The sequence below is a fragment of the Chryseomicrobium imtechense genome, assembly GCF_041475995.1.
GTDB lineage: Bacteria > Bacillota > Bacilli > Bacillales_A > Planococcaceae > Chryseomicrobium > Chryseomicrobium aureum.
The window spans coordinates 98,631-119,960 of record NZ_JBGOBM010000001.1 but is presented as its reverse complement, the minus strand read 5'-3'; the positions used below and the strand labels follow the sequence as shown (position 1 = coordinate 119,960).

Here is a 21,330-nt window from a genome sequence, read left to right as displayed (position 1 = left end):
CTCCAGCCAGAACATCATTTCCTGGGGGACTTTCACCGAGCCTCCTCACATCGACTTCGTCTCGTTGCGGGGTCTCGGTAAAACTCCGATAGCCCGGGAAATGACGTCCTTGCTTACGAGTTTCAGATGTCGTCCATAATTTTCTTAACTTATATGTTCAGCATCTTAAATCAAAATTCTAAATCAGTATTTCTCTCGCAAGTGGTGAGTTAGAAATACTGATTTTTTTAGTGCATTTGAATTGCACAAAACTGTGAACTTTGTAGGCAGTCTAAAGAATATTCGCTATAATGAAAGGATGAAACTGAATGAAAGGGGATTCGGTGCGATGAACGAAGAATCGAGATTACAAAGCGCACAAGTCAAACCTGCACAAAAACCAGAAAAAGACTACAGCCAGTATTTTCAATCTGTCTATCAACCACCTTCATTAAAAGACGCAAAAAAGCGTGGGAAAGAATCCATCAGTTACCATTCCGATTTCACAATTGAAGAGCGTTTTAAAGGAATGGGACAGAATCGCAAGTTCTATATACGTACATACGGCTGTCAGATGAATGAGCATGATACAGAGGTCATGGCCGGATTGTTTTTAAGTCTTGGATATATGCCGACTGATACAGTCGAAGATGCAAACGTCATTTTATTGAACACCTGTGCAATTCGAGAGAATGCAGAAAATAAAGTGTTTGGGGAACTCGGTCACTTAAAGAGCTTGAAACGAAGAAATCCAGATGTATTAATCGGTGTATGTGGTTGTATGTCTCAAGAAGAAGCCGTCGTCTCTAAAATTTTGAAAACATATGATCAAGTAGATATGATTTTTGGTACACACAACATCCATCGGTTACCTCAAATTTTGAATGAAGCCTATCTTTCAAAAGAAATGGTAGTTGAAGTATGGTCAAAAGAAGGTGACGTTATCGAAAACCTTCCACGTGAACGAAAAGGTCAAATCAAAGCTTGGGTAAATATTATGTACGGATGCGACAAATTCTGTACATATTGCATTGTGCCTTACACGCGTGGTAAAGAGCGGAGTCGTCGTCCGGCAGATATCATCCAAGAAGTGCGCGAGCTAGCCGCTGCGGGGTATAAAGAAATTACGTTGCTCGGCCAGAATGTGAATGCGTACGGAAAAGACTTTGAAGACGGCACGTATCGTCTTGGGCATTTGATGAATGATCTACACAAGATTGATATTCCACGTATACGTTTTACTACAAGTCATCCGCGTGACTTTGATGACCATTTAATTGACGTTTTAGCGCAAGGTGGAAATTTAGTAGAGCATATTCATTTACCGGTACAATCGGGTTCATCCGATGTTTTGAAAATTATGGCTCGTAAATATACACGCGAGCAGTATTTAGATCTTGTTCGTCGTATGAAAGAACGTATTCCAAATCTGTCCTTATCGACAGACATAATTGTAGGATTCCCAAATGAGACAGAAGAACAGTTTGAAGAAACACTCTCTTTATACAAAGAAGTAGGATTCGAACTGGCTTATACGTACATTTATTCCCCGCGTGACGGAACTCCAGCGGCAAAGATGCAAGACAACGTACCGATGGATGTGAAAAAAGATCGTCTACAGCGTTTGAATGCTGTAGTGAACGAACTTTCCGCACAAGCAATGGTAAAACATCAAGATGAAATCGTCGAGGTGTTGGTTGAAGGGGAAAGCAAAAAGAATCCAGATGTACTTGCTGGATACACACGAAAACATAAACTCGTCAACTTCACAGGACCAAAAGAGTTGATTGGAAAGCTTGTCCTTGTTAAAATTACAGATGCGAAAACGTGGTCACTCACTGGCGAATTCGTAGAACTGGCAAACACAGAAAAGGTGGAACTCGTATGAGTCAATATACAAAGCAAGACATTATCGAAAAAGCGCATGAAATAGCAACGATGATTGCACAGACTGAAGAAGTTGAGTTTTTCAAACGTGCAGAAGCACAAATCAATGCGAACCAAAAAATCAGAGAAAAAATTGCAAGCTTAAAAAGCTTACAAAAACAAGCAGTGAATTTTCAGCATTTAGAAAAAGAGAAGGCATTGAAATTGACGGAAGCAAAAATCGCAAAAGTTGAAGAAGAAATTGATGCATTTCCAATTGTTCAAGAGTTCAAACAATCTCAAGGCGAAGTGAACAACCTCCTTCAGCTTGTAGCACATGCAATTTCTAATAAGGTAACAAATGAAATTATTGAGTCTACAGACGGAGATCTTTTACAAGGTGTTACAGGGTCAGCACTTAAAAAGAACCAACCCTCTCAAGAATCTTAATTGCTTAGGTAGTGTGTCTTAGTTAGTTCGACACACTGCCTTTTTTTTATGGTAAAATGAAAGCGGGTCCAAAACCTATTCGAGAAAAGGGAGGAAACAAAATGAACAAAAAGTTTAAGTTTCTAGGAACTACTCTTGCAGCTTCAGCACTATTGCTTGCAGCATGCGGAGGCGGAGATGGCGGAGGAGAATCTTCAGGCGAGAAAACGAAAGACGACTTTCCATTTTTAAGTATCGTTACTGGCGGAACACAAGGTACATACTATCCGCTTGGTGGAACATTCGCAAACTTAGTTACTGAAGAAACAGGTATCCAGACAACTGCAGAGGTTTCTCAAGCTTCAGCAGCAAACATGACTGCACTTAAGAACGGTGATGCTGAAATCGCATTCGTTCAGACAGATGTTGCGTTTTATGCAACAGAAGGTACGTTCATGTTTGAAGGGGATGCAATTACAGATATCTCAGCAATTGGTGCACTTTATCCTGAGACTATCCAAATTGTAACTCTTGAGAATACGGGGATTACATCAGTTGAAGATCTACGTGGTAAAAAAGTATCTGTAGGAGCTCCTGGTTCAGGAACTTACGCAAATGCAGAGCAAATCCTTGAAATCCATGGGATGACAATGGATGATGTCGATGCACAAGCACTAGACTTCGGTGAGTCTCAAGAAAGCTTACAAGCTGGTCAGATTGATGCGGCATTCATCACTTCAGGAACACCAACTGGTGCTGTTGAAGCTCTAAATGCAGTAGCAGATGTTACAATCGTTCCAGTTGAAGCTGATAAGGCTGCTGAACTGATTGAAAAATATCCATACTACGCAGAAGATATGGTTCCTTCAGGCACGTACGGTTTAACGGAAGATGTTCCAACAGTTTCAGTACTTGCGATGCTTGCAGTTTCTAATGAACTACCTGAAGATTTAGTGTATGAGATCACAGCTGCCATCTATGGTAACACAGATCAAATCACACATGCTAAAGGTTCACAAATCAGTTCTGAAACAGCATTAGATGGTATTGGAATTGATATTCACCCAGGTGCACAACGTTACTTCGACGAGCAATAATCAACTACTATAAAAAGCAGTGGTTTCGACCATTGCTTTTTTATCCTTATGAAAAGGCTATAAGCCGAAACTCGAAATTTTTTTGATTTGGGCTTATAACCCTGAAGGGTATGGGTATATGTTGAAAGGTATATTCAGTTTAATCATCGGTCTGTTTCTCTTAGTTATCACCTTCATTCCGACCCAACAAGTTCTTGTATTCACTGAGACGCGTACCAATGAACCTTCCGTATATTATATTGCTTTGTCGGAGGAACGAGAGTTTGCGATGACATTTACGCATTCGATTCATTTATCAGATGTCACAGAGACGTATACAATAACGCAAGATGGAAGGTTGCAATTTCTTCAAATGATTTACGAAGACTTGGCAGTCGGCATGCCAGGGGATGCTGAAGAGAATCAAACATTCGAGTTTGTAGATGGCAAATGGGTGTTGACTTCAGAAGACACGTATACAGACTCTTTCACTCTGTATAATTCATCCATTCACAAAAAACTTGAAGTACGGTACGATAATACAATCTACGATTTGAAGGCGGAATTACCAACTGGTCGTTCTTATCGTATCGAAGCGGTAGAGATTTCTATTGCAGATCTTTGGAAAGGAGAAAAGGTTGATGGAAGAAAATAAACAGAAACTAGACAATCAAGACGTAGAACAACTTTCTGAAGAAGAACAAAAAGCCATACTTGCTAAATATGATCCAGAATCTAATACACGTGATCATCAAGGGCTTATGCGAAGAATCGTGTATTTTGCGTTGCTCGCTTTTACTTTGTTCCAATTGTACACAGCAATCAATGGGCAATTCACTGCCTACATACAACGCTCAGTCCACTTAGGCTTTGCTTTGGCATTAATCTTTCTACTATTCCCAGCGCGAAAAAAATGGGCTGTCAAATCGACTGTACCTTGGTACGATTACATACTTGCGCTCTTAGCGGTTGTAGTTGGATTGTATTGGCCATTATTTATTGACGATTTAGTATTACGTGTTGGAAATCTTCAAACTGCTGACTTTGTTATTGGGGTGCTTGCAATTCTATTGACACTTGAAGCGGCAAGACGTGCAGTAGGTTTACCGATTACAATCATTGCTAGTGTGTTCCTTGTTTATGCATTCTTTGGACCGTACTTCCCTGGCTTCTTAGCTCACCGTGGGCAGTCAATTGAAAGTATTGTTCAATTAATGTTCTTTACGACAGATGGAATTTTAGGTACACCATTAAGTGTATCTGCAACCTTTATCTTCGTATTCTTGCTATTTGGGGCTTTCCTTGTAAAAACGGGAGTAGGTCAGTATTTCAACGATTTAGCAGTTTCATTCGCTGGTAAATTAACGGGAGGACCTGCTAAAGTTGCGATTTTCTCAAGTGCCCTTCAAGGTACGATTTCAGGATCTTCTGTAGCGAATGTAGTAACATCCGGTTCTTATACAATCCCTATGATGAAAAAGCTCGGCTACCGCAAAGAATTTGCCGGTGGTGTAGAAGCTGCAGCCTCAACAGGTGGACAAATCATGCCACCAATTATGGGTGCTGCTGCCTTCTTAATGGTTGAATTTATTGGGAACGGAATCACGTATTGGGAAATTGCAAAAGCCGCAGCGATTCCAGCGATTTTATACTTCACAGGAATTTGGATCATGACGCATTTTGAAGCAAAACGAGTAGGTCTAGAAGGCTTACCAGATGATCAAATGCCTGATCGCAAAGAAGTTCTAAAGAAGTTATATCTATTAGGTCCGATCTTAGCGATTATTATCATGCTATTTGTCGGAGTACCAACGATGCAAGCCGCTCTTTGGGGGATTGTGATTGCAATCGTCTTGAGTGCGCTTGATAAATCAACACGTATGAGCTTCAAAGACATTATTGATGCGATGGTAGATGGTGCACGTACTGCACTTGCTGTTGCAGCCGCAACAGCTGCAGCTGGTATTATCGTTGGTGTAGTTGTGAAAACTGGTTTAGGATTAGGACTTGCAAATGGTTTAATTACCGCTGCAGGTGGAAGCATTTTATTAACATTATTCTTTACAATGATTGCTTCGATCATCCTAGGGATGGGTTCACCAACTACAGCGAACTATGTCATCACATCGACAATAGCGGCACCAGCAATCATCACGTTGTTAATGCTTGATGAGCCAGCAGGTGCAGCTGTACCATTAGTTATTGCATTATCTGCTCACTTTTTCGTATTCTATTTCGGGATTGTAGCAGATATCACGCCACCAGTTGCCCTTGCTGCTTTTGCCGCATCGGGTGTGTCCGGTGGAGATCCGATTCGAACTGGGGTCAATGCTTCGAAGCTCGCCATTGCCGCGTTCATCATTCCGTACATGATCATCTTCTCGCCACAATTGTTGATGATTGATACGACGTTATTAGAAATTGCATGGGTTCTATTTACAGCTATTTCTGGAATGATTGCAATTGGTGCAGCAATCATCGGATTCTGGTATCGCAAAGTATTCTGGTATGAGCGTATCCTTGCGGGAATTGCAGGACTACTGTTAATCTATCCAGAAGGATTATCCGATACAATCGGTTTAGTGATGTTTATCATCCTTCTTGCAATTCAATTTGTTACAAAAGATAAATTCGGAACGAAACCAGCACAAGCCTAAAATTACGTGCATCTCAAATTTGAGATGCACGTTTTTGTTTTTCTATGCATAGAGTGTGTGTAGGAGGCATGTGTTTGAAAAACTATCGCCATATTATTACGAAGGCGATCATCGGACATGGTAAAAAGAAGATTGAAAACAAATCTGTCATCTCACTCCCTCAGCGTCCCAACCGGATTCTCGGCTGCTGGATTGTGAACCATCATTACCAAGTTAAAAAAGTGTCAGATAGCGTTGAAGTAGTTGGCCAGTTCGATGCATTTGGTGGTTCTAAAAAAACAGCTGTACATGCGGAAGCCATTCATTACAAAGGAATAGTTCCCATCACCCACACCACGATGAGAGCTCATCCCCTTTTTAGAAGAAACCTAGCGATAGGTTCCTTTTTAATGCTCGCAAAAAGTCTGCTATACTTACACTACATTGATCGAAGAGAAGGACGGATTTCAGATGACATATACTCCAATGATGCAACAATATTTATCAATAAAAAAACAGTACCCAAATGAATTTCTATTTTTCCGATTGGGCGACTTTTACGAACTTTTTTTTGAAGATGCGAAACAAGCCGCATCTATTTTAGAAATCACACTGACGGGCAAGGATGCTGGCGCAAAAGAACGGATTCCGATGTGTGGAGTTCCCTATCACTCTGCAACAGGATACATCGAAACGCTTGTCAGTAAGGGACACCGTGTCGCGATTTGTGAACAAGTCGAAAATCCGAAGTTTACAAAAGGAATCGTTAAGCGCGAAGTAGTTCAAGTAATCACGCCGGGAACATTATTTGAAGGTAAGTCGATTTCTTCTGCTACGAATCATTATGTCGGAGCTGCACTGCTAGGTTCTCCAATACAACTCGCTTACTTAGATGTGGCGACAGGTGAGGCCTACTCTACGAGCATTCGTGAGAACCATAGAGCGTTATTTGCAAAAGCCAATGAATTGAACATAAAAGAGCTAGTTCTCCTTGAACAAGATGCATTGCTCGTAGAAGAGCTTAGTGAGCTATACGATGTTCACTTGACTATACATACTCCCGATGAATTGTCCGGGTATAGCGATTTATCTCATGAAGCAAGTAAATTATTACTTTCTTATCTTCATGCAACACAAAAACGAACGCTTACTCACCTCCAAACGTTTCAGCATTACGAGGAAACGGCATTTTTATCCATTGATAGTGCTTCAAAACGAAATCTTGAGCTTGTTCAATCTATCCGCTCGGGTGATCAAAAAGGAACGCTCGCTTGGTTACTTGATGAGACAAAGACAGCAATGGGATCACGTAAGCTCAAGCAGTGGGTACATCAGCCACTTGCGAATCAGGCAGGCATTGAAAAACGTTTAGACAAAGTGGAAGCATTTTTAGATGATTTTATGGTGCATGAGGAAGTGAAAGAAGCATTAACTACGGTTTATGACATGGAACGACTTTTAGGAAAAGTGAGTTTCGGTACATTGAACGGAAAAGATGCTGCGCAGTTGAGAAAAACCTTACAACAAGTACCCGTTTTGAGAGAGATTTTATCCGAATCTACAAATTCACATTTACAACAATTGGGACACCAACTTTCAGATCCGGTTGAATGTCGAGAGCTTTTGGAGAGGGCGATTGCCGATTCACCCCCTCTTGCATTAAAGGACGGAGGCGTAATTCGCGAGCAATTTTCACAACAGCTCGATGAATTCCGCTATCTCGCTACTAACGGAAAAGACTGGTTAGCTGAACTCGAGCAACGCGAACGTGAGTTGACGGGAGTCAAAAACTTAAAGATTGGGTACAACCGGATTTTTGGTTATTACATCGAGTTAACGAAATCGATGGTTCATCTTGCAGATGAAGCACGATACGTTCGAAAGCAGACACTTGCAAATGCTGAACGCTTCATAACCGAAGAATTGAAGGAAAAAGAGACAATGATTCTAACCGCACAAGAAAAAGCATTAGTTCTTGAAACAGAACTATTCGAAAAAGTGCGGGATGACATTAAACAACATATATCTGTCCTTCAGCAGCTTGCTGATGCTCTAAGTGAATTAGACGTCCTGCAATCTTTCGCGACATGTGCAAACTACTATCAATTGACACGCCCTACATTTGAATCGGATACGAAAATGGAAATTCGAGATGGACGACATCCCGTTGTGGAAAAAATGATGAACAACCACCACTATGTCGCAAACGACTGTGTGTTGACGAACGAGAAAAATATGTTATTGATTACTGGACCGAACATGTCGGGTAAAAGTACGTATATGCGTCAGGTTGCCATCACCATCATTATGGCGCAAATGGGGTCGTTTGTTCCTGCATCTTATGCACTCCTACCGATTACAGATAAAATCTTTACGCGAATAGGGGCTGCTGATGATCTTGCAGGCGGACAAAGTACGTTTATGTTAGAAATGGTTGAATCAAAAAATGCAATTGTAGGTGCCACAAAAAATAGTTTGCTGTTATTTGATGAGATTGGCCGGGGAACCTCCACTTATGATGGAATGAGCTTAGCGCAAGCAATGATGGAATACATCCACGATAAGATTGGAGCAAATACCCTTTTCTCCACACACTACCATGAACTTACAGAGCTAGAAGGGCAGTTGCCACGCCTTAAAAATGTGCATGTAGCTGCGACAGAACAAGATAAAAAAGTAGTGTTCCAACACAAAGTGAAAGACGGTGCCGCCGATAAAAGTTATGGCATTCATGTCGCAGAATTAGCGGAACTTCCAATAGCTATAATTGAACGAGCGCAACAGTTGTTATCGGATTATGAAGAACAAGAAGACCGTCAATTATCCTTATTTGATTTCACTGCGACAAGTGAGCCAAAACTAAAAGAACATGACGTTGTGGTTCAACTGCGAAAACTAGACGTGATGGATATTACGCCACTCCAAGCGCTGAATTTATTACACACACTCAAACAATCTGTAGAGGAGTGAGGGACCTGTGACGAAAATAAAAGTAATGGATGAACTGTTATCCAATAAGATAGCAGCTGGAGAAGTCGTCGAGCGTCCTTCCAGTGTTGTGAAAGAACTTGTAGAAAATGCGATTGATGCAGGGAGCACATCGATTCAAATAGAATTGGTTGAAGCAGGCCTACAAAAAATCGAAGTCACTGACAACGGGGACGGAATGGACCGAGAAGATGCGGAGTTAGCATTTTCTCGGCATGCCACGTCTAAACTATTGACTGAACATGAATTGTTTCGTATTCGTTCGCTTGGATTCCGGGGAGAGGCACTTGCAAGTATTGCAGCGGTCTCTAAAATCTGGATGCAAACCTCAACAGGAGAGGGCTCTGGCACGCAATTGACAATGGAAGGTGGTCGGTCTATAAATGTGCAAGACGGACCACTACGCAAAGGAACAATCATCCGTGTCGAACAGCTCTTTTATAATACACCGGCTCGTTTGAAGCATGTGAAATCGATACAAACTGAACTAGGTCACTCAATCGACTTGATCAATAAATTGGCCCTAAGCTATCCATCTATTGCCTTTACTCTGATTCACAATGGACAAACGCTTCTTCAGACGTCTGGACGTGGCAATCTTCAACAAGTGGCAGCGTCTATATACGGAACGGGTACAGTAAAGCAAATGATAGCGTTTGAAGCTGAAAATGAAGACTTCAAAATTACGGGTTTAACGTCACAACCGACCGTGACTCGGGCATCAAAAAACTATTTAACGATTTTTGTGAATGGTAGATGGATCAAGCACTTCGGGTTAAATCGTGCAATCGAAGAGGCATACCACACGTTTTTACCAATTGGTCGTTATCCGATTACTTTACTTTCCATCACGTTAGATCCGTTACTTTCCGATGTGAACGTGCATCCGGCGAAACATCAGATTCGCATTAGTAAGGAAAAAGAACTAGAATTGTTTGTGACAAAAACACTTCGTGAAGTACTACGTGGGAAGCAAGATATCCCAAAAATGACGGTTCCAAAAGAAAAGCCAGCTCCTTCGACTCAAACCTCTTTTTTTCAAAACACGACAAAAACCTATGACTATAGTGCACCACCTATAGTCAATCGAGAATATATCGAACAACCAGTAGAGCAAATTTTTGAAAAGAGTGCACAAGAGTCGCTTGATGTTATAGAAGAAGGTGTAGAGGCCGTATCTGCGCCGGTTTTACCGGAGATGAACATCGTCGGACAGATTCATGGAACCTATATAGTCGGTCAAGCGCAGGATGGATTTTATTTGGTTGATCAACACGCGGCACAAGAGAGAATCAAGTACGAGTTTTACCGAACGAAAGTAGGGGAAGTGAATCATGAAGAGCGTCAAATGCTTTTGCTCCCATTAACCTTTCATTTTACTCTCGATGAGGCGCTTCGTATTAAAGAAAATCGACAAGAACTTGAGTCGGTGGGTATTAGGGTTGAAGAGTTTGGAGATTCCAGCTTTGTCGTTCGTGAATACCCTTCTTGGTTTCCGAAAAATCAAGAACGTACGATTATCGAAACAATGCTCCAAGCAGCGCTCGATAAAAAGCACGTAAATGTAGCAAAATTACGGGAAGAAGCAGCGATTTTGATGAGCTGTAAATTATCGATTAAAGCGAATCACTACTTACCACGTGAGCAGATGGCGACATTACTTGAGGATTTGCGACACTGTGAACAGCCCTATACCTGTCCGCATGGTCGACCGGTCGTCATTCATTTTTCAAGTTACGAGATTGAAAAAATGTTCAAACGTGTCATGTAAAGGAGACTGGATATGGACTATATTTTATCAATTGACCAAGGAACGACGAGTTCACGCGCGATTTTATTCAATCGAGAAGGGAAGCCTGTGCATACGGCTCAAAAAGAGTTCACGCAACACTTTCCGAAATCCGGTTGGGTCGAACACGATGCACAAGAAATCTGGGGATCGGTGTTATCTTGTATCGCAGGCGTGCTTACCGAAGCAAATGCCCAGCCGGAACAAGTGAAAGCGATTGGTATAACAAACCAACGCGAGACCACTGTCGTTTGGAACAAGAAAACCGGCAAACCGATTTATCATGCGATCGTATGGCAGTCTAGACAAACGAATGGCATTATTTCGAAGTGGAAAAAACAAGGGTTTGAACAACAAGTGACGGAAAAAACTGGATTACGACTGGACCCGTATTTTTCTGCTAGTAAAGTCGCTTGGATTCTAAATGAAGTAGAGGGAGCTCGCGAACAAGCAGAAAATGGGGAATTGTTATTCGGGACAATTGAAAGCTGGCTCATCTGGAAGCTTAGCGGAAACAAAACGCATGTCACCGACTATTCGAATGCTAGTCGCACACTGCTCTTTAACATTCACGATTTACAATGGGATGACGAGCTTCTTGAGATGTTTAACATTCCAAAATCTATGCTTGCTGAAGTTGTCGATTGTTCCGGAGAAATTGCAATGACTGATCCGTCGGTATTCTTTGGGAAAGAAGTGCCAATTGCAGGCGCTGCCGGGGACCAACAAGCAGCTTTGTTCGGTCAAGCATGCTTTACAAAAGGAATGGCCAAAAACACGTATGGCACAGGATGCTTTATGTTACTCAACACTGGCGAAGAAGCAGTAACTTCAGATGATGGACTCCTCACAACAATTGCTTGGGGAATAGATGGGAAAGTTCATTACGCACTTGAAGGAAGCGTATTTGTCGCAGGATCGGCTATCCAGTGGCTCAGAGATGGTTTGCGTATGCTTCGCAAGGCATCGGATTCCGAAGCCTATGCAGCGCGTATTGCGTCAACGGATGGGGTATACGTCGTCCCAGCATTTGTAGGACTCGGTACACCATACTGGGATTCGGATACGCGTGGCGCAATTTTCGGGTTGACTCGAGGGACGGAGAAAGAACACTTTATACGCGCAGTACTGGAGTCCCTTGCGTATCAGACGAAAGACGTGCTAGATGCAATGGAACAAGCAGCGGGAGTGTCAATCGAGTCGCTTCGTGTGGATGGAGGTGCTGTGGATAATTCATTTTTAATGCAGTTCCAAGCGGATATTTTACATGCAGCGATTGAAAAAGCGGGACTCAACGAAACGACAGCACTTGGTGCAGCCTATTTAGCGGGTCTTGGCGTAGGTTTCTGGAGTTCACTTGATGAGTTATCAGAGCTACATGAAACGACGAAAACATTTGAACCAAAAATGGACGAAAAAACGCGAAAAACATTGTATTCAGGATGGCAACAAGCAGTTGCTGCTGCACGCTCGTTTAAACCGACTGAAGGAGAGGATGTTTCATGAAATCGTATTTAGACCGTGCATATTTAAAAGACACATTAGGCTCGTATCACTTTGACGTAGTTGTCATCGGTGGCGGAATTACTGGCGCTGGAATTGCACTGGATGCTATTTCACGAGGACTAACAGTTGGCTTGATTGAAATGCAGGACTTTGCTTCCGGTACTTCTTCACGTTCAACGAAACTTGTTCATGGTGGACTCCGTTATTTAAAACAATTTGAAGTTCAAATGGTAAGTGAAGTGGGCAAAGAGCGAGATATTGTTTATCAAAATGCAAAACATGTCACAACGCCAGAATGGATGATGTTGCCATTTTATAAAAAAGGCAACTTCGGACCGCTTTCTACTTCTTTAGGACTGAAAGTGTATGACTATTTAGCAGGTGTGAAAAAGGACGAACGACGTGAAATGCTTTCGAAACAAGAAGTGATTGACCTTGAACCTTTAATTAATACGAAAGGGTTAAAAGGTGGCGGTTACTACGTAGAGTATCGAACAGATGACGCACGATTGACAATTGAAGTAGTAAAGAAGGCGATTGAACTTGGGGCAGTGTGCTTAAACTATATCAAAGCCGAAAACTTCATCTATCAAAATGAAAAAATAATCGGTGTGCGCGCGAAAGATATGCTATCGGGTGACCAACTCGATATCCATACGACGACTGTCATCAATGCTGCAGGTCCGTGGGTAGATGAAGTGCGTGGGAAAGATCGTCTTGAAAATAATAAACATCTTCAACTTACCAAAGGAGTTCATATCGTGGTCGATCAAAAGCGCTTCCCACTCCAGCAAGCGATGTATTTTGATGTACCCGATGGTCGTATGATTTTTGCAATTCCAAGAGATGGTAAGACGTATGTCGGAACAACAGATACGTTTTACGATGCAGATCCACTTAATCCTATAGCGACTGAAGAAGAAATCACATATTTAGTAGATGCTTCGAATCAACTTTTCCCTTCCATCCATTTAAAAAGAGAGGACGTAGAATCCACATGGGCTGGCGTCCGACCATTGATCTCAGAAGATGGCAAATCCGCTTCTGAAATCTCTCGAAAAGATGAAATCTGGGTGTCGAGCACAGGGCTCGTTACGATTGCAGGTGGTAAATTGACGGGGTACCGGAAGATGGCAGAAGATGTGATTGATACAATCAAAGGAAATTACTCCCGCGAGATCCCATCGTCACCAACTAAGCAGCTTCCGTTATCGGGTGGTGATTTTGGACTGCTCGACTTTGATGAATATGTTTATGAGCGTTCAAAACAACTCATTTATTATGGTTTGTCACTCTCTGAAGCTAAAAACGTCGTGACGTTTTTAGGCAAAAATAGTGAAGTGGCAATCGGTTATATTCCATATGTTCAGAGCTGGGAAACACCAACACTTAGTTTGAAAGATCGTATCTTACTTTACTATACGATTCAAAACGAAATGGTAACGAATTTAAGTGATTTCTTCATCCGTAGAACAGGTTATCTTTATTTTGATATCGCCCGAGTTGAGTATACGTGGAAAGAGGTAAGTGCAATCCTAGCGCAGGAGTTACAACTCTCCGATGAACAAAAGCAAGCAGGAGAAGACGAGTTGAAACAACGCATAGAAGAAGCAAAGGGGACTGGAGTATGACGACAAAGTGGATGGAGATGACCGATCAGTCAAAACTTTTCGTACGCGACTATCCTGTTGAAGACGCGACTACAACAGTCGTCGTGTTACATGGTTTAGCAGAACATTCGGCTCGTTATGAGCAGTTTGCTGGTGAATTGAATGACAAAGGCTATCATGTACTTGTTCCCGATCACCGGGGGCATGGCCAAACTGGAGAACGTGCGGGCCGCCTTGGTTATTTTGCGGAAGAAAATGGGTTTGAGCGCGTGGTGGATGACGTAAATGAGTTGATACAGCACCATCTCCTCGATTATCCGTCACGTGCAATTTTCTTGGTCGGCCATAGTATGGGGTCATTTCTCGCTCGTAGATATGTTCAAAAGTATCCGGCTGTCGTTGATAAACTTGTTTTGATTGGCACTGGAGGAGACCCAGGACTTCTTGGAGCTTTTGGGGAGCGTCTTGCAACTTTCAAGGCCCGCGGGGAAGGTGCAACACAGCCGGGGACACTTATGAATAAGTTAACCTTTGGAAATTACAATAAAGGTATAGAAGATGCAGAGACGGAGTCGGATTGGTTATCTACTGATGCTGAAGTAGTGAGAGATTACCTCGCTGACCCGTATTGTGGTTTTGTACCCACGAATAAGCTATATCAAGACTTATTAAAAGGATTAAAAACGATTCACGCGACAGACCAGCTTGCACGTATGAGAAAGAGTCTTCCTGTGTTACTGATTGCAGGTACAGATGATCCAGTGGGGGATTACGGGAAAGGTGTTCGTAAAGTTGCTCTAAGTTTTCAAAAAGCAGGTAGTGAAGATGTCAAACTTGTCTTGATTGAAGGGCAGCGCCATGAAATTTTAAATGGTAAAGAGCGTCAAACGGTCGTTGATCAAATTTTAGGATGGTTGTAAATGAAACAAAAAGTAGTAGTACTGATAGGACCGACGGCCGTTGGGAAGACGGCAACAAGTATTGCCCTTGCAAAAGCAATTAACGCTGAAATCATCAATGGGGATGCGCTTCAAGTTTATAAAGGATTGACGATTGGAACGGCAAAGATTTCTGAAGAGGAAATGGAAGGTATTCCACATCACTTACTCTCCATAAGAGAACCAGATGAAGCTTTTTCAGTTGCTGACTATCAATCCATCGTAAGAAAGAAAATACAAGAGATCGCAGCAAGAGGAAAAGTCCCTCTCATTGTTGGGGGAACAGGTATGTACATCCAATCTATTCTCTATGACTTTCGCTTTAATTCATCACCACAAGATATGGAATTACGTGAAGAGTTGGAAAGTGAAGAAGCTATCGCATTATGGAACAAGTTAGACACACTTGACCCAGAAGCAGCTACTACCATCTCTTATCAAAACAAACAGCGTGTCATTCGTGCATTAGAGCGTGTCATGAGTGCTGGTATTACGCAAAAAGAGCAGCAACAAGATACGGGCAATGAACCCTATTATGATTTTTACATCATCGGATTAAACCGTGACCGACAAGAACTTTATGATCGGATCAATTACCGTGTAGAAGTGATGATAAAACAAGGGCTACTAGAGGAAGTAAAGCAATTACTTTCATATGTACCGAAAGAGGCGCAGTCGTTCAAAGCGATTGGGTATAAGGAAGTCATCGAAGCAATAGATGGTAACTGGCCTCGCCAACTTTTAGTGGAAACGATTCAACAAAACACTCGACGTTATGCAAAGCGGCAGTTGACCTACTTCCGGAATAAATTGCCTGTTAACTGGTATCACCCTGAAAAGGACATCACTCAGATCGAACAAGATTGCCAAAAGTTTTTGAAGGAAAATAACGAGGAATTAGCGAATAAGTAGGTAGAGACGAGGACAAAGGGGAGATTCTAATGGCGAATGTAAATATGCAAGATACGTTTTTGAATCAGTTGCGTAAAAATGAAGTGTTTGTGACTGTATTTTTACTAAACGGTTTTCAACTGAAGGGGTTAATCAAATCGTATGACAACTTCACCGTATTACTTGAGTCGGATGGGAAACAGCACTTGATTTATAAACATGCGATTTCGACATTTGCTCCAAGTAAGCGCGTAGAATTAAATTTAACATCAAATTAATGGAGAGCTCGTCCTCTAGCGGAGGCGGGCTTTCTTTTCAGTAGGGAAGGAAAAAGGTATGACACACTTTTTATTACCACAACAACTAGAGTACATTGAACAAATCGAGAAAGAGATTGCCCCACAACAAAAAGAAGCAGAGCGTATTGCTTTTTACAACCAACAAAAAGTTTTGCATGCGTTTTGGAACCATTCAGTGAGTGAACATCATCTCACGCCTTCATTTGGGTATGGATATGACGACGAAGGACGGGACACCTTAGAAGCTGTCTATGCGGATGTATTTAGAGCAGAAGCAGCCTTGGTCCGCCCGCAAATCATTTCGGGTACACATGCCATTACCATTGCACTCTTTGGCATTTTACGTCCTGGAGATGAGCTCATCTATATTACCGGTAAACCATACGATACATTAGCATCAATCGTCGATGGGGGAGAAGTAGATACTGGTTCATTGAAAGATTTCGGTATTCGCTATCGCCATATTGATCTTGTGGGTGGACCGGGAATTGATTGGGAATCCGTGAAAGCGGCGTGTAGCTCTTCACCAAAAGTAATGGCGATTCAGCGTTCTCGAGGCTACGCGAACCGCCCTTCATTCACGATTGCACAAATCAAAGAGATGGTCACTTTCATTAAAACCTATAGTCCGCATACCATCATTTTTGTAGATAACTGTTACGGGGAGTTTGTTGAAGAGTTAGAGCCAACAGAAGTGGGTGCAGATTATATGGCGGGATCTCTCATTAAAAATCCTGGTGGAGGACTTGCGAAAATTGGTGGGTATATCGCAGGAAAAAAAGAAATTGTTGAAAAATGTGCATTTCGCATGACATCTCCGGGTATAGGGGGAGAGGCAGGAGCATCCCTATATGCGCTACAAGATATGTATCAAGGATTTTTTATGGCACCACATATCGTCCTGCAAGCAGTAAAAGGAGCTTACTTTACAGCAGCTGCACTGGAGAATAAAGGATTTACAGCTTCACCAGCTTCTACTGAAAAGCGCACCGATCTAATTCAATCCGTTATCTTCACTACGCCTGATGAAATGATAAAGTTCTGTCAACAAATCCAAGCGTCTTCTCCAATTAACGCGAAGTTCGCTCCAATTCCAGCATATATGCCTGGGTATGAAGACGATGTCATTATGGCGGCTGGAACATTTATTCAAGGGTCGAGTATTGAACTGACAGCAGATGGTCCAATTCGCCCCCCTTATACAGCTTACGTGCAGGGCGGACTGACATATGAACATATTAAACTTGCGGTTATACGGGCTCTCTTCTCACTTTAATTTTTTATGTCAGATTAGCTCACATGTTGTTGACATGTAAGCTAACATGACATATACTATTTTTAGATGAAGAGAGGAGGTGCAGCATGGAAAAGCAGTGGAGACGGTCGATGCCCATACTGTCGATGAACATTGTGATGCAATTGACAGGCTTGACGGCTCGACAAATTCGGTATTATGAAGAAAATGAATTGATTTTTCCTTCTCGTACAGAGGGGAAGCAACGCATGTTTTCATTAGATGATATTGATACGCTTCTTGAAATCAAAGATTTACTTGCTAGTGGAGTGAATATTGCAGGAATCAAACAGATTTTTGAGATGAAAAAGCAACCTGCTGCTACCTCCGTACATAAGATCTCGGATGTAGAACTTCGCTCAATTGTCAAAGAAGAGCTGAAGAAATCGCAACTGAATCAGCGTGTCTCTTTAAGGCAAGGCGATTTGTCACGGTTTTTTAACAATGGCAAGTCTTATTAATAAATAGGAGAGTGAAAAAATGGGGAAGTACACAAAAGAAGATATTAAGAATCTAGTAAAAGAGCATGACGTTCGGTACATCCGACTTCAGTTCACAGACATCTTAGGGACAATCAAGAATGTTGAAATTCCGGTGAGTCAGCTAGACAAAGCACTCGATAATAAAATGATGTTTGACGGTTCTTCCATCGAAGGATTTGTGCGTATCGAAGAATCTGATATGTACCTAGTTCCTGATCTAGATACGTGGGTAGTGTTCCCATGGATTACTGGTAAAGGGAAAGTAGCTCGCCTAATCTGTGACATCAACCGTCCAGACGGTTCACCATTCGAAGGTGACCCACGTAACAACCTGAAACGTGTCTTAAAAGAAATGGAAGAGCTAGGATTCACGTCGTTCAACTTAGGGCCTGAGCCTGAATTCTTCTTATTCAAATTAGATGAAAAAGGTGAACCAACGCTAGAATTGAATGACCATGGTGGTTATTTTGACCTTGCACCAATGGATCTAGGTGAAAACTGTCGTCGTGATATCGTTTTAGAACTTGAAGAAATGGGCTTCGAAATTGAAGCTTCTCACCACGAAGTGGCACCAGGTCAACATGAAATTGACTTTAAATATGCAAATGCTGTAGAGGCTTGTGACAACATCCAAACATTCAAATTGGTTGTTAAAACTATTGCACGTAAACACGGTTTGCATGCAACATTTATGCCAAAACCATTATTCGGTGTGAATGGTTCAGGGATGCACTTTAACTTGTCATTGTTCAATGGCAAAGAAAATGCATTCTTTGATGAAAATGCAGATATGCAATTAAGTGAGACAGCAATGCAGTTTATGGCTGGAGTTTTGAAACACGTACAAGGCTTCACAGCAATCACTAACCCAACTGTTAACTCATACAAGCGTCTAGTACCAGGTTACGAAGCACCAGTTTATGTAGCATGGTCTGGTCAAAACCGTAGTCCATTAATTCGTATCCCTTCATCACGTGGTTTGAGTACGCGTATTGAGGTACGATCTGTAGATCCATCTGCGAACCCATACCTTGCAATGGCTGTAATCTTGCAAGCGGGTCTTGATGGTATCAAGAACAAATTGACACCACCACCTGCAGTGGACCGTAATATTTACAACATGAATGAAAAAGAGCGTGAAGAAGTAGGAATCGCAAATCTTCCTGGAACTCTTCAATCAGCGCTTAAAGAACTTTCTAAGAACGAAACTGTTATTCAAGGTCTTGGTGAGCACATCTACCACAACTTCGTGGAAGCGAAAGAAATCGAGTGGGATATGTTCCGTACAACAGTACACCCTTGGGAGCGCGAGCAATACTTGAAGATGTATTAATAGAGTCAAAACCTTCGTTGGAAGCAATTTCAGCGAAGGTTTTTTAATTGTGGAGGTAATAAATGGAATAGATTGATGGAATAAAAAAACTTCGCTGGACAGAAACCCAGCGAAGTCTTTTTAATGAATATGGCGATATACACCGACAACTTTACCTAAAATGCTTACTTGATCCACAATAATTGGTTCAAGTGATGAATTTTCAGGTTGGAGTCTAAAATAATTTTTCTCTTTAAAGAACCGCTTTACAGTCGCTTCATCTTCTTCTGTCATCGCTACTACAATATCCCCATTGTTTGCAGAATTTTGTTGCTTCACGACAACATAATCTCCATTTAAAATTCCGGCTTCAATCATACTATCTCCCATGATCTCAAGCATGAACAAGTGGTCATCAATCGTACCAAATGTCGTCGGAAGAGGGAAGAACTCCTCAATGTTCTCGATAGCTGTAATTGGTTGTCCTGCTGTAACTTTCCCGATTAAAGGTACTTGAACAACAGAAGCGGGTGAAATATCTGTTACATCTAATTCTTCTAAAATTTCAATTGCACGTGGTTTTGTAGGATCTCTGCGAATCAAGCCTTTGCTTTCTAAACGCGCAAGATGACCATGAACTGTAGAACTCGAAGCCAGACCGACAGCTTCACCAATTTCTCTTACGGAAGGCGGATAGCCTTTTTTTCGTACTTCTTCTTTTATAAAAGCGAGTATATCTTCTTGTCTTTTTGAAGCCTTTCTCATTAGGGTTCCCCTCCAAGTCACGATCATTATTTCATATCTAAAGTATAGCATTTGAACCAATGAAATGCAAACATAGGTTCTAAAATGGTTTGACAAGAAACGTGTGTTCGTATTATGATGAGTACACATATACGAACATACATTCTTAAGGAGTGAATTATCTTGAAAAACAAATTGTCGATTGTTTATACTACATGTCTTGTACTCATTATACTTTTTACTTTCACATCACTTCATTTTAAAAATCAAACTACAGGAACGAACGAAATTGTCATCTCACAAGGTGACTCTCTATGGACTTTAGCAGAGAGCTACGTGGAAAAAGACGAACGAGTCCATTGGATTGATCAAGTTATGAAGTTGAACTTTATGACAGATAGCAAAATTCACGTTGGGCAAACTCTTACAATTCCATCAACTGAACAATTCAATTACTTAGGAGAACCAACGCAGTTAGCGGGGACAGAACAATGATAACAAAACAAGCAGTTATTTATAGTCGTGTCAGTACAGATAAAGAAGCACAAGAAACGTCACTTGTTCGTCAATCCGAAGAACTCCATGCATTAGCAGCGAGTCACGATTTACACGTCTTGGCAGAATACAGCGATCAAGAGAGCGGTTATGATGTCGATCGTGAAGGACTCTTAGACCTTCTTACAACAATTAAAGAAGAGGACGTGGATTATTTACTAATTCAAGATGAGACGCGGCTTGGACGTGGACATGCACGCATGGCAATCCTGCATTTGCTGGAAAAAGAAAATGTGCAAATTTTAACAGCACGTGAGGATGGTGCTCTTGCTCTCTCGGAAACCGATACTATGGTCCTTGGTATCTTATCAGTTGTAGAAGAATACCAACGCAAAATTCACAATGCAAAGATTCGAAGAGGAATGAAACGAGCTGTACAAAACGGCTATCAACCAGAGCGCAACTTAAAATCAAGAGGCAATCTACTAGGGCGAGAACGTATTGAAGTACCCATCGAAGAAATCGTGCGTCTTCGTGTTGCTGGACTCACCTATGAAGAAATCAGTACAACCTTATCTGCTCTTGGACACTCCATCAGTAAAGCTACTGTCCATAGACGTTACAAAGAATATAAACAACAAGCCTAGGTATTCCGCGCTGGAATGCCTTTTTTCTTGCACTTTTAATGAATTTCTCCTATCGTGTAGTAGAAAGCAAGGAGGTAGAACAATGTTAAGTCCTGAAAAACTCGCACGTATAAGCGAACTTTCCAATAAATCTAAGAAGCAAAAGCTTACTGAAGTGGAAGCAAAAGAACAATCATCTCTTCGTAAAGAGTATCTTGAGACTTTCCGCTCCACAATGCGAAAAACAATTGAAAATGTGAAAATTGTGGATCCGGAAGGCAATGATGTAACGCCCGATAAGGTAAAGCAAGCAAAAGAGAATAACCGCCTCAATTAATAGAAGTAGTTGCTAGATGGCACGAGGTTGACT

The 21,330-nt window shown here is 41.6% G+C and carries 20 protein-coding genes; 19 read left to right on the top strand and 1 reads right to left on the bottom strand.

Annotation, left to right across the window (positions count from 1 at the left end; translation table 11 throughout):
* The first annotated feature begins 328 nt into the window (after positions 1-328).
* From miaB to glnA, 16 genes are all read left to right on the top strand, one after another.
* The gene (gene miaB, locus AB5N96_RS00630) at positions 329-1,867 is read left to right on the top strand and encodes a tRNA (N6-isopentenyl adenosine(37)-C2)-methylthiotransferase MiaB (RefSeq protein WP_499704402.1); all 1,539 of its coding nucleotides are present in this window, start codon (positions 329-331) and stop codon (positions 1,865-1,867) included.
* Positions 1,864-2,295, top strand: a complete 432-nt coding sequence (locus AB5N96_RS00625; RefSeq protein ID WP_204589091.1) for a YlbF/YmcA family competence regulator — start codon at positions 1,864-1,866, stop codon at positions 2,293-2,295. The genes miaB and AB5N96_RS00625 overlap by 4 nt, the downstream gene beginning before the upstream one ends.
* A gap of 101 nt (positions 2,296-2,396) precedes the next feature.
* A complete protein-coding gene (locus tag AB5N96_RS00620; RefSeq protein WP_204589092.1) occupies positions 2,397-3,371 on the top strand; it encodes a TAXI family TRAP transporter solute-binding subunit in 975 nt (324 codons plus the stop codon).
* A gap of 118 nt (positions 3,372-3,489) precedes the next feature.
* The gene (locus AB5N96_RS00615) at positions 3,490-4,005 is read left to right on the top strand and encodes a DUF1850 domain-containing protein (protein ID WP_499704401.1); all 516 of its coding nucleotides are present in this window, start codon (positions 3,490-3,492) and stop codon (positions 4,003-4,005) included.
* A complete protein-coding gene (locus tag AB5N96_RS00610; RefSeq protein ID WP_204589094.1) occupies positions 3,992-6,007 on the top strand; it encodes a TRAP transporter permease in 2,016 nt (671 codons plus the stop codon). Before AB5N96_RS00615 ends, AB5N96_RS00610 begins: the two co-directional genes overlap by 14 nt.
* 74 nt (positions 6,008-6,081) lie before the next feature.
* Positions 6,082-6,516: an outer spore coat protein CotE gene (cotE, locus tag AB5N96_RS00605; protein WP_499704400.1), complete on the top strand. Its 435-nt coding sequence runs from the start codon at positions 6,082-6,084 to the stop codon at positions 6,514-6,516.
* Positions 6,458-8,956 (top strand): DNA mismatch repair protein MutS, encoded by a 2,499-nt coding sequence (gene mutS, locus AB5N96_RS00600; RefSeq protein ID WP_204589096.1) that lies wholly within the window; start codon positions 6,458-6,460, stop codon positions 8,954-8,956. The genes cotE and mutS overlap by 59 nt, the downstream gene beginning before the upstream one ends.
* 7 nt (positions 8,957-8,963) lie before the next feature.
* A complete protein-coding gene (gene mutL / locus AB5N96_RS00595; protein ID WP_499704399.1) occupies positions 8,964-10,745 on the top strand; it encodes a DNA mismatch repair endonuclease MutL in 1,782 nt (593 codons plus the stop codon).
* Positions 10,746-10,757: 12 nt separating this feature from the next.
* Positions 10,758-12,269 carry a glycerol kinase GlpK gene (gene glpK, locus AB5N96_RS00590; protein ID WP_499704398.1) on the top strand — a complete coding sequence of 504 codons (1,512 nt, stop codon included), beginning with the start codon at positions 10,758-10,760 and terminating at the stop codon, positions 12,267-12,269.
* On the top strand, positions 12,266-13,900 hold the full coding sequence (locus AB5N96_RS00585; RefSeq protein WP_204589099.1) for a glycerol-3-phosphate dehydrogenase/oxidase: 1,635 nt from the start codon (positions 12,266-12,268) through the stop codon (positions 13,898-13,900). Before glpK ends, AB5N96_RS00585 begins: the two co-directional genes overlap by 4 nt.
* Positions 13,897-14,799 (top strand): alpha/beta hydrolase, encoded by a 903-nt coding sequence (locus AB5N96_RS00580; RefSeq protein ID WP_499704397.1) that lies wholly within the window; start codon positions 13,897-13,899, stop codon positions 14,797-14,799. Before AB5N96_RS00585 ends, AB5N96_RS00580 begins: the two co-directional genes overlap by 4 nt.
* Positions 14,800-15,729, top strand: coding sequence for a tRNA (adenosine(37)-N6)-dimethylallyltransferase MiaA (gene miaA, locus AB5N96_RS00575; protein WP_392456343.1), 930 nt, complete (start codon positions 14,800-14,802; stop codon positions 15,727-15,729). It begins immediately after the preceding gene.
* Positions 15,730-15,758: 29 nt separating this feature from the next.
* Positions 15,759-15,986 (top strand): RNA chaperone Hfq, encoded by a 228-nt coding sequence (gene hfq, locus AB5N96_RS00570; protein WP_204589102.1) that lies wholly within the window; start codon positions 15,759-15,761, stop codon positions 15,984-15,986.
* Positions 15,987-16,044: 58 nt separating this feature from the next.
* On the top strand, positions 16,045-17,283 hold the full coding sequence (locus AB5N96_RS00565) for a methionine gamma-lyase family protein (protein WP_499704396.1): 1,239 nt from the start codon (positions 16,045-16,047) through the stop codon (positions 17,281-17,283).
* Between the two features lie 86 nt (positions 17,284-17,369).
* Entirely contained in the window at positions 17,370-17,762 is a 393-nt protein-coding gene (locus AB5N96_RS00560) for a MerR family transcriptional regulator (RefSeq protein ID WP_100352677.1), read from the top strand.
* 19 nt (positions 17,763-17,781) lie between these two features.
* Entirely contained in the window at positions 17,782-19,116 is a 1,335-nt protein-coding gene (gene glnA, locus AB5N96_RS00555) for a type I glutamate--ammonia ligase (RefSeq protein ID WP_499704395.1), read from the top strand.
* A 120-nt stretch (positions 19,117-19,236) separates the two neighbouring features.
* Here glnA and lexA read toward each other — a convergent pair whose 3' ends face one another.
* The gene (lexA, locus tag AB5N96_RS00550; RefSeq protein ID WP_204589106.1) at positions 19,237-19,860 is read right to left on the bottom strand and encodes a transcriptional repressor LexA; all 624 of its coding nucleotides are present in this window, start codon (positions 19,858-19,860) and stop codon (positions 19,237-19,239) included.
* 162 nt (positions 19,861-20,022) lie between these two features.
* On the opposite strand from lexA, the gene yneA reads away from it, so the two are divergent.
* The 3 genes from yneA to AB5N96_RS00535 all read left to right on the top strand — a co-directional run bounded on the left by yneA (position 20,023) and on the right by AB5N96_RS00535 (position 21,297).
* Positions 20,023-20,334 (top strand): cell division suppressor protein YneA, encoded by a 312-nt coding sequence (gene yneA / locus AB5N96_RS00545; protein WP_499704394.1) that lies wholly within the window; start codon positions 20,023-20,025, stop codon positions 20,332-20,334.
* Complete coding sequence (locus tag AB5N96_RS00540) at positions 20,331-20,981, top strand: YneB family resolvase-like protein (protein ID WP_204589108.1); 651 nt, start codon at positions 20,331-20,333, stop codon at positions 20,979-20,981. Before yneA ends, AB5N96_RS00540 begins: the two co-directional genes overlap by 4 nt.
* A gap of 82 nt (positions 20,982-21,063) precedes the next feature.
* The gene (locus AB5N96_RS00535; protein WP_392456350.1) at positions 21,064-21,297 is read left to right on the top strand and encodes a DUF896 domain-containing protein; all 234 of its coding nucleotides are present in this window, start codon (positions 21,064-21,066) and stop codon (positions 21,295-21,297) included.
* The last annotated feature ends 33 nt before the right edge of the window (positions 21,298-21,330 follow it).

Coding starts and splice junctions, on each gene's coding strand:
- miaB (WP_499704402.1), top strand. CDS start 329: ATGAACGAAGAATCGAGATTACAAAGCGCACAAGTCAAACCTGCACAA.
- AB5N96_RS00625 (WP_204589091.1), top strand. CDS start 1,864: ATGAGTCAATATACAAAGCAAGACATTATCGAAAAAGCGCATGAAATA.
- AB5N96_RS00620 (WP_204589092.1), top strand. CDS start 2,397: ATGAACAAAAAGTTTAAGTTTCTAGGAACTACTCTTGCAGCTTCAGCA.
- AB5N96_RS00615 (WP_499704401.1), top strand. CDS start 3,490: ATGTTGAAAGGTATATTCAGTTTAATCATCGGTCTGTTTCTCTTAGTT.
- AB5N96_RS00610 (WP_204589094.1), top strand. CDS start 3,992: ATGGAAGAAAATAAACAGAAACTAGACAATCAAGACGTAGAACAACTT.
- mutS (WP_204589096.1), top strand. CDS start 6,458: ATGACATATACTCCAATGATGCAACAATATTTATCAATAAAAAAACAG.
- glpK (WP_499704398.1), top strand. CDS start 10,758: ATGGACTATATTTTATCAATTGACCAAGGAACGACGAGTTCACGCGCG.
- AB5N96_RS00585 (WP_204589099.1), top strand. CDS start 12,266: ATGAAATCGTATTTAGACCGTGCATATTTAAAAGACACATTAGGCTCG.
- AB5N96_RS00580 (WP_499704397.1), top strand. CDS start 13,897: ATGACGACAAAGTGGATGGAGATGACCGATCAGTCAAAACTTTTCGTA.
- miaA (WP_392456343.1), top strand. CDS start 14,800: ATGAAACAAAAAGTAGTAGTACTGATAGGACCGACGGCCGTTGGGAAG.
- hfq (WP_204589102.1), top strand. CDS start 15,759: ATGGCGAATGTAAATATGCAAGATACGTTTTTGAATCAGTTGCGTAAA.
- AB5N96_RS00565 (WP_499704396.1), top strand. CDS start 16,045: ATGACACACTTTTTATTACCACAACAACTAGAGTACATTGAACAAATC.
- AB5N96_RS00560 (WP_100352677.1), top strand. CDS start 17,370: ATGGAAAAGCAGTGGAGACGGTCGATGCCCATACTGTCGATGAACATT.
- glnA (WP_499704395.1), top strand. CDS start 17,782: ATGGGGAAGTACACAAAAGAAGATATTAAGAATCTAGTAAAAGAGCAT.
- lexA (WP_204589106.1), bottom strand. CDS start 19,860: ATGAGAAAGGCTTCAAAAAGACAAGAAGATATACTCGCTTTTATAAAA.
- AB5N96_RS00540 (WP_204589108.1), top strand. CDS start 20,331: ATGATAACAAAACAAGCAGTTATTTATAGTCGTGTCAGTACAGATAAA.
- AB5N96_RS00535 (WP_392456350.1), top strand. CDS start 21,064: ATGTTAAGTCCTGAAAAACTCGCACGTATAAGCGAACTTTCCAATAAA.